Consider the following 9,498-nt stretch of genomic DNA (forward strand, 5'->3'; position numbering starts at 1 on the left):
ACGGTAAGCTGAATGGCGAGTACCGCTCACAGATGACCAGGACAGAACTCGAAACAAAAGGATACGGCAGACGCTGGCTTGTGGAATCATTCATGAGCGGATTGAAGCGAACCACAGGTGCCGCACTCTCAGCCAGAAGCGAGAAAGCCCTGTTCGTCGAAGCCGCCCTCAAAGTCCTCGCCTACGCCCTGAGGCGTTAGCCCACGATCAAAACCTGTGATTTGTTTTCAACACAGCAAGTCACCAACTGAGTGAGACACTACACTAGTCAGTCCTGGTTGCCATCTATATCAAGGATGAAGCATTCGTTCGAAAGTGTGAAACGATTCACCGAAATTGCTTGCTCTCTACAGAACACTTATCGCTTTATCGAGGACTTCTCAGTGGGGCAACATGGACACGATCGAGAATTCAGCGGGCGAATCCATCGTTGACGATGGCGTGCATTGGCTCGACGAGCATGGAGACTATCTGTTCTCATATGCTCTTGCACGAATTGGTGATTCGCATCAAGCTGAGGATCTCGTGCAAGAGTCGTTTCTCGCGGCAGTTCGTGGAAAATCTGGATTTCGCGGCGAGTCAACAGTACGGACATGGCTGACCAGTATTTTGCGACGGAAAGTGATTGACTATTTTCGTGGCCAGCGTCGAGCCGAAAAAAAGATTAAACTTAGTGCTTGTGATCTGGCAGTCGACACAGCGGAGGCGCGGTCTGACGACCGGATTCCCGTGGACGGTCTACAATTTTCTAATGTGTTTGATCAGTGTTTGAAAAAGCTTTCTCCGGCGGCTGCAGAAGCATTTGTACTGCGGATCATGGATGGGCTGGGAACGAATGAAGTCTGCCGAACTCTCGGTATTTCGGCCCGAAACCTGTCGGTTCGGCTACATCGAGCTCGGTTTGCCCTGAAAGAGTGTCTGGAAAAAAACGGTTTTCACGGTTGATGAAAAAATTCGCCAACACAATTCGAATGTTGTTGTCACTGAAATGTGATGAGTCGCACGAATTGATTTCATCAGGCTTTGACAAAGACCTCAGCGGCGTCGAGCGTTGGTCAGTTCGTCTTCATCTGATTGCCTGCAAACCGTGCCGCTCCGTGGGTCGCAAGTTGCGACATCTGCATAAAATTGCGCTCTCGCGCAGTGATCAGCCAGCAACGCTTTCTGCCGAGGCACGTGAGCGTATTCGTCAGAAAATCATCAATGAAAAGTGATGTGTTTCTTTGGCCTGAACAGTGATGTCACAGGAGATTTTTAAATACTTTTCGTGTTTTCCTGAAAGCTCTGTAATCCTGCTTAGTGTTTCGCGACCAAGCTACAAATTGTGATTGCTGGAGGCGATTGATTCGCCCCTACCACTCCAGTAATTTTTCACGAAATACGAAAGTTAAGGAGATGAGAATGAAGAGTTGGTTGGTTCGTCAAACGTTTTGTGGAATCGCAACCGCTGCGATCTTCGTGGCAGTGAGTTCGCCTAGCTTTGCGGGTCTGTTTAAGGTCACGATCACCAACAATGCTCCAACAGGCGGGGCCGCGTTGGCTCCGGTTTGGGTGGGGTTTCATGATGGGACATTCGATACTTATGACGGCGGTTCACCCGCCTCATCGTCGCTGGAATCTCTGGCAGAAGATGGTAACGTTTCCGGAATCTCTGCCGATTTCGCAGCTCAGCAGTCGAATGGTGTTCAAGGAACATTGGCGACGTTGCCTCCTCCACCAATTCAGCCGGGGCAATCCGTCACACAGTCATTTCTGCTAAGCGCTGGTGGAAACAATAGTTTTTTTTCGTATGCGTCTATGGTTTTGCCCAGCAATGACTTCTTCGTTGCGAATAGGAATCCGCAGGCTCACGATATTTCTGCCCTTTTTGGAACGAGCGGTAGTATCACTTTCGATATCGGACTTCCGGGGACAGTGAACGACGCTGGGACCGAAGTTGAAGACTACAACACCTCTGCTGCGAATGGGTTGTTTGGACTTCCCGGTGGTCAGGGAGGGCCGAACATCGGTGCCAATCAAAGTGATGTCATCACAAACGTTATTGGCCCAAATCCGCTTGGGGCTTTGAATTTCCCAGGCAATCTGGATCTTTCCGCATTCGATTTCAATAACGCTGCACTCTATCCCAATGGGATTGCAACGGTGACGATTTCAGCTGTTCCTGAGCCAACGTCTCTTGGTCTGTTTGGTTTTGGTCTTGTTTCTGCAGGTGTTTACTTTCGTCGTCGCTCTCAAGCCTCGTAGCCGAATCGAAATCATTTAGGATCAACACGAAAAGACGTGTGCGGTATTGGTGTGAGTTTCAGAAAGTGGACATGTCTGCATTGTATCGAGCGATTGGTTTGAGTGGCTACGTCCAGCAAAGTGTTCGGGACGAGAATGGCGAATTCAAACTTCGTGCCCGGTTGATGAAGAATGATTTGCGATGTCCGAGTTGTGGGTCGCGGAATGTGAATTGCCGGGGATCGGTGATTCGAAAAGTCTATGCTCCGCCGATCGGAATGCGAAAGACGGTGTTGTTCATTCAAACGCCCCGTCTTGGATGTCGTGACTGCCAATGTGTGAAGACGCTGGACAAATCCTCGTGCACAGCGAGCCACCGGGGTATCGGCTCTTCGGTCAGTCATAACCTCAAACTCACACCGTCCAGATATCCGATTGGGCGAGATGGCCCGAAGGATTCGATTCTCTTCTTTGAGGTCGGCCAGCTGACAGACCAGTTCCTGTCGTGTGACAGGGTCCAACAGGGCCAATAACGGATGAAAAAGGTGTGCCATCGTGGTACGGTCGTGGTCTTGCGGAATGCTGTAAGATACGGGGAGACAGAGTTTTTTTACCCCGCTGGAAAGCCGGCCAGGATACCCCGCCGGGCGATTCCAGCCGACCGCCACGGGATGGCAGGTTGAGAGGTTCCGGAGGCCCAACGGAGCGTGGGCGCAGGGCCGTTACAGCTTCCCCAGCTTCATCCCCACTCTGGCTCGATTGACAGGCTGTTAACTGCATTGTCCAGAGTTCGAAGAGGGTCCCTACCGATCGATGACCCCTGTTTGGGTCTCGGAAAACGGGAACCCATTCCCCATCAATAGGTTGCGTCATTCACAACACGCGGGAATCGGTGAGCATTGTTACGAAGAGGGTCCCTTACGGGGAGATGCCGAACGGTGTGATCTTCAACGAGCCAGGCAAGTTCTTCACCTGGACTCCGGATTCGTTGGTGGAAAACCAATCGATCGTGTTCGTATTGACAGCGACGGACGCTGGTGGTCTGCAGGCGGTTACACGAATCTCTATGTCACATTGCCTGATGGCACTCGTGAAGGGTTCCTGTTCTCCGTTGAAAATGCTTGGACTTCCCAAGGGCTTGATCCCGGATTCGCTGACCTATTGGGGCCGAAAAGACCGGTTTTCATTCCGCATTTTGGGACGCAGAGTCAGCTTTACATGGATGACGTCTTGCTCGTTCAGGGAACGACGGACGGCGAATACTGGTCGACTGATGGCAGTGGTGGCGTCGTTGAGTTTAACTCCACCAATCCATTCTTCGGCGGAAAAATGCGGCTCGTTCTGCGGAACGGAACCGAGTTGGAACTCGATGCGATCACTGGAGAATTGAGGGCCATTGAAGATCAGGTCGGTAACCGATTGATCTACGACAAGTTCGGCATCACGCATGAGCAGTCCGGTCGCGGCATCACGTTTGAAAGAGATCAGAACGATCGCATCTCAGCGGTCATTGATCCAAGCGGAAACCGGATCGAGTATGGCTACGACCCGGTCACCGGTGATCTGCTGTCAATGACCGATCGTTTGGATGCGACCACACAATTCACGTATGACGAAACGAGACCGCACTATCTGAAGGACATTGTTGATCCGTTGGGTCGAGTTGCCGCTCGTTCTGAATATGATTCTCAGGGACGCCTTGAACGCGTCATCGACGCCGATGGAAAAGAGACGATCTTCACGTATGCCATTGAAGGAGACCGCACACAAACAATCACCGATCAACTCGGAAACGTCACGCAGATCACACTCGACCTGCGGGGGAACCCGATCAAAACGGTCAGCCCGGAAGGAGTCATTACTCTCCAGAGCTTTGATGACGATGACAACCTGTTGACTGAAACCGTCGTCGTCGGTGAAATCGATGACGACGTGAATGGCGAAACGAACGATCTCGTCACGACGCATAAGTATAAGCTGAACCAGCGGACGGAAACGATCGATCCACACGGCAATGTCAGCACTTGGACTTATACACCGTCCGGACAGCTGAAGTCTCAAACTGACCCGCTCGGTAACACCGCAATCAACGAGTACGACGACTTTGGGCGACTCAGCAAAACGACCGATCCGAATGGAAATGTCCTCACCTATTCGTACGATCCGATTGGGGTGGAGGATAAGCTCAATGGAATTCATCCGTTGCAATCAGCACCGATTGGAATCTACGACGGCGATGGCAACTTGCTGGTCCATAACACGTACAATGAGTTCGGGGAACTCACGAAAACCGTGGCTGTTACATTCTCGGAAACCCGGTTCTACTCCAATCCAAACATTCTGGGGGGACCACGATTTCATTATACATATTTTGAAGGGGAAGTAGCCAACTTCACCTACGACGACAATGGCAATCGTATTCGCACTTGGAAGGACTCTTCGATCGTCGGGCCTGCTGGTGACCAGACGATTCTGGTTGACCACAGTACCTACGACTCCGCAGGCAATGTCATCGGCACTTCACGTGTTCGTGACGACGCTTGGGGCTACGAAGATGAGACGCTCTGGACAACCTCATCCGAGTACAATCTGGTTGGGCAACTCATCGGCGCCACCGACCGCAACGGTCTTCGCACTGAGCTGACCTACGATTCGCGTGGGCAGCAGATTCAGACGCGGCAGCAGGCTCTCGACGAGTCTGGCAACACCGTCTGGTTCGTCTCGCGGACTGTCTACGATGCCGCAGGTCGGGTCATCGCCAGCACGTCGACCTATGAGGAAGGAACATCAGAACCGATCGACGGAACGCTGACATTCTATGACAAGGATGGACGCGTCGAACGGACCGAACAGGTTCAGGGAATTCAGATTGACATTTCCGGCAGCGGTGAGTTCCTCAGCGCGTCGGTCACCAATTCCGGCACCCTTCTCAATTCACGAACGACTACGTACGACTCAGTCGGGCGTGTCGAACTCTCGATCGACTCCAACGGGCTGGAGTCGCGCACAGTCTACGGACAGTTCGGCGCGGTGATCGAAAGCCGTCGACAGGCAATTGACGAACTCGGCTACACAGTCTGGATTTACAACCGCACTGTCTACGACAGCCACGGTCGCCCACAGTTTTCCTCCGATCAGATTTTGGAGGGATCATCCAATCCGGTCTACGGATCACGTATTGACTACGATCAATTTGGGCGGAGCTACCGAACAGCCCGTCTCGAAGGTCTCATAATTGAAGTCTATGACGTTACGACCGGTCTAGCGGTCACTGACACCATCGCCGCCGTTGCCGCAGGAATCACGCTAAATACCAGGATAGTCGATTCCGGGATCGAACTCACTTCCTCCTCCACGGAGTACGACGAGAAAGGCCAAGTCAGTCGGCAGATTTCCGCTGACGGACAGGCCACCTCCTTCGAGTATGACTCGCTAGGTCGTCAAAGCGCGACCATCAGTCATCCGTTGCCAGTCGATGAGGTTGGCATCACCGGTCAACCACCCGGAACGCTCGTCAGCCTCCGATCAGAGACTGTCTACGACAAATACAGCCGAGTTGAGAAGAATCGCACTAATATCCATCAGTTTCTCCTCAGCGATGGCTCCATCGTCATCGACGACTCACAGGTGCGTGAAACGACTTATGAGTTCAACGAAGTCGGTCAGGTCTCAAAAACGATCTTTGCCGACGGCTCGTTCATCACCACCGAGTACGACGATTTCGGACGCAAAATCTCCGAGACCAATCAGCTGGGCCTGACTCGCAGATTCGAATACGATGCTCAGGGACGGCTCAGTCGCCTCACGCTGCCTGATCTCGATGGCGATCCCAACACCACCGACGACATCGCCAGTTACGAATACGGTTACGATGCCCAGGGGAATCAGACACTTCTGGTCGATCCGCTCGGACATGAAACCCTTTGGGCGTTTGACGAGAACGGTCAGGAACTGACCAGAACACTGCCGCTCGGGTTCGGGGCCGATGGAATTTCCGGGACCGACGACGATTCGATACTGCCGGAAGGTGATTTCACCGAAAGCTACGAGTATGATGAGCGTGGCAGACGGACTTTGCACGTCTCGTTCGAAGGGGTTGTCACGCAGTTTGTATATGACGACGTCAAAGGCCTCATCGAGCAACGGTTCTTTGACAACCTGGCCCAGTACAATGCCGGAAACGGAACTCCGATCGAGGTGTGGCGGTACGTTCGCGACGCCTTCGGTCGGGACCTCCGTATCGAGCAAGAAGTCACTAGTGGGACGACGCGCATCGTCGAGAACAGCTACGATGCTCAAGGACGACTGATCGCCGTCTCCTCACCTGAAGGAGTCATCGGCTACAGCTACGACCAACATGGTCGCCGCACCCAAACCACCCTCTACGCCCCCGGAGCTGATCCGACTCAGGATGTTCCCGGGAGAGTAACCTTCTATACGTATGACTCCCTCGGTCGCCTCGCAAGTGTGACTGAAGACAGCGATCCCTCTTCCACTCTGGACGCACTTCTCTCCACTCATTATCGCTACGACTTGGTCGGGAACCTCGACCTGACACTGCTGCCCAATGGAGTCGCAGAAGATTACGTCTACGACAGCTTAAATCGCCTCGAACTACTCACGCATTACCGCACGGACGGGACCCTGGAAGACACCGAGGACTTCACCGACGATCTGAAACTGGCCGAGTTTGATTATGTATTGCAGGACGACGGTCGCCGCGCCGGGCTGATTGAGCGTTTCTACAACTCCGTCGGAGTGGAAACCTTCTCAAACACCTACGGCTGGGATTACGACGCCCTCAGTCGACTTGTTCGGGAAACGTTCACGAGTAGCGGCAACCTTGATAGCTACACGACTGAATACACGTTCGACCTGACCGGGAATCGTCTCACTCGGGAAACGGACTTCAATGGGGACAACATTGCCGATGAGGCGGTCTCGTATATTTATGATGCGAACGACCGTCTTAATCGAGAGTTCCTCGACAAGTCCGGTGTCTCGGACGATCGCACGACGTTCTACACCTATGACCAGACGCAGCAGACCGGGAAAGCGGTTTTCGCTGGGGAGCACGCCAGTCCTCCGACCGGTACACTCGACCCACTCACCACAACTGAGTTCGCCTACGACCTGCAAGGGCGGATGAGCTTCGTCCGCACCGAAACCCGCAACAGCGGCGGCACGCTCACGCGAATCGAGGAAGTGACCTACGACTATGATTCGTCAGGCATTCGAATTTCTGCGGAACAGAAGATTGACACCGACGCCGACAGCAATTGGGATTCACATACCAGGACCGAGTTCCTGGTCGACCATCGCAACTTCACTGGTTACCAGCAGACGATTCGTGAGACGGTTCGCGATGGCTTGAGTCAAGTTATCAAGGTCGTTGATTACACGTTCGGTCACGATGAGATCACACAGACCACGACCGAAGGAGGATCTTCGACGACACTTGTCTTCGGTCACGACGGCCACGGCAGCGTCAGACTACTGACGGACCTCGCAGGCGCCGTCGCCACACTCGCAGGCATCGAACAAATCTTCGTCTTCGACGCCTACGGGGACCTGCTGAGCATGCAGCCAACTCAGGCTGGGACCTCATTGTTGTATTCCGGAGAATCTTTCGACTCACGAATCGGCCAGCAATACCTCAGGGCTCGATGGTACGACGCACAAACTGGTCGATTTAACCGTCTCGACCCGTTCTTTGGAAACCAGGAAGACCCACAAAGCTTTCACAAGTATCTGTATACGCATGCGGACCCAATCAACGGAATTGATCCTACTGGCCAATTCGCGATGGCCGCAACGATTGGTATGGCAAGCTTGTCGGCGAATTTGGGGGTTGGCGGAGCAACTCCAGCTGGCAAGGTTTGGAAGTTCTCCCGTGCAAAATTTGACACAATATTTCCTGGTCAAGGTGTGGCGGCGCTTTTTCAATTGCCCAACAATCCTGCCCAGGCTGATTGGTTCTTCAGGAAGCCTGTTAACTTCTGGGAATCTTTGATACCCATTTGGGGTCCCCTTCGTTCTGCAGCCGTCGCGGGCGTGAACGGCGATATGGGCAACGTGATGGTGAACCTACTGTGGGCAGGACTAGATGTCGTAGCAGTGGGCGGAGCTGTCCGTGCACTTCCAGGCGTTGTTCGAAGCGTCGCTAGTATAGGTACGAATATTGCAACGACTTCTGGAGGTGCGCTCATTCAACGATTTGGTGGTTTGGTTGTTAGAAAGGTTGGAAATTACTTCATCAAAACCGTTGATCCCGATGCGGCTCCGGTTGTTCGCTGGTTTGCTCAACATGCACTTGATGAACAAGTTCGCGCACTCACCACCCTTGGGTCTGATGCACCTGCGTTTATTTTTCGAAATGGAAAACTGGTAATCCGCGACATTGGCAACTTTAGTGGCAGTTTTCTCGATTGGGTGGGGCGTTTTGCAGCAGCTTCAAGAAAACTGGGAACGATTTTTAATGATGTTTTGCCGAGAAACATCGGGGCGAATGGCCAGATTTTTGATCCTGCATTAACGTCCTTTGATCAAATTGCACGAGCTACTTTGACAGAGATGGTCTCTATATTTGGAAAAACACGCACATGGCTTGCTACGTACAATGATTAACCCAAGCTCATTGTTGTTTTTAGGAATACTGCTGCTATGCATTATCGTCTTTTTCGATACTTTGCGAGGATGGCGACTCGTTTCAGATAGATGGTCTTTTTGGCTAAAGGTATCCACATTAGCAATTGCCGCGTTGGGAACAGTTTTGCTATTCGGCGGTTTCATGTTTCTTTTCTTTGGTGGGCATTTTCAATAGGACAATTTTGATGAGATGTGTCTTTGCAGCAGTGGCGAATCGTCGCGAACGTCAGGGCGCAAAGTTTTGCTTGTACAAGGGTCGGACAGCAATTGGGATTCACAGACCAGGACTGAGTTCCTTGTCGACCATCGCAACTTCACTGGTTACCAGCAGGTTGTTCGTGAATCACATTTCGATGTTCTTTCCGGCAATCTGACGAAGACGATCGATTACTCATTTGGTCAGGATGAGATTTCGCAGACGGTTCAAGAGTTTGATGCTCAGGAAGCTGGCGTGCTCCCCATTTTCTGATCCAGATGTTATGAGAGTCAACCGACCGATGTTGGTTCGAGGAGACTTTGATGACGAAGCGACGACGACGTAAGCCTGAGCAGATTGTGAAGCTGTTGCAGGAGGGGCAAGCGATGTTGGCGGCAGGAAAGTCGCTGGCTGAGGTGTTGCAGAAGCTG

6 protein-coding genes and 1 pseudogene are annotated in these 9,498 nt (G+C 52.5%); all 7 read left to right on the top strand.

Annotation, left to right across the window (positions count from 1 at the left end; genetic code table 11):
- Positions 1-200: pseudogene (locus KOR42_RS24995) on the top strand (hypothetical protein); the annotation flags it as partial.
- A 193-nt stretch (positions 201-393) separates the two neighbouring features.
- Complete coding sequence (locus tag KOR42_RS25000; protein ID WP_146512536.1) at positions 394-945, top strand: sigma-70 family RNA polymerase sigma factor; 552 nt, start codon at positions 394-396, stop codon at positions 943-945.
- 26 nt (positions 946-971) lie between these two features.
- Complete coding sequence (locus tag KOR42_RS28025; protein WP_390620924.1) at positions 972-1,214, top strand: zf-HC2 domain-containing protein; 243 nt, start codon at positions 972-974, stop codon at positions 1,212-1,214.
- A gap of 187 nt (positions 1,215-1,401) precedes the next feature.
- Positions 1,402-2,244, top strand: a complete 843-nt coding sequence (locus tag KOR42_RS25010) for a spondin domain-containing protein (RefSeq protein ID WP_197441570.1) — start codon at positions 1,402-1,404, stop codon at positions 2,242-2,244.
- Positions 2,245-2,315: 71 nt separating this feature from the next.
- On the top strand, positions 2,316-2,756 hold the full coding sequence (locus KOR42_RS25015) for a transposase family protein (RefSeq protein ID WP_146512539.1): 441 nt from the start codon (positions 2,316-2,318) through the stop codon (positions 2,754-2,756).
- A 280-nt stretch (positions 2,757-3,036) separates the two neighbouring features.
- On the top strand, positions 3,037-8,850 hold the full coding sequence (locus KOR42_RS25020; protein ID WP_146512540.1) for an RHS repeat-associated core domain-containing protein: 5,814 nt from the start codon (positions 3,037-3,039) through the stop codon (positions 8,848-8,850).
- Between the two features lie 262 nt (positions 8,851-9,112).
- On the top strand, positions 9,113-9,340 hold the full coding sequence (locus tag KOR42_RS25025) for a hypothetical protein (protein WP_146512541.1): 228 nt from the start codon (positions 9,113-9,115) through the stop codon (positions 9,338-9,340).
- The last annotated feature ends 158 nt before the right edge of the window (positions 9,341-9,498 follow it).

The sequence above is a fragment of the Thalassoglobus neptunius genome (assembly GCF_007859735.1).
GTDB classification, from domain to species: Bacteria; Planctomycetota; Planctomycetia; order Planctomycetales; family Planctomycetaceae; genus Thalassoglobus; species Thalassoglobus neptunius.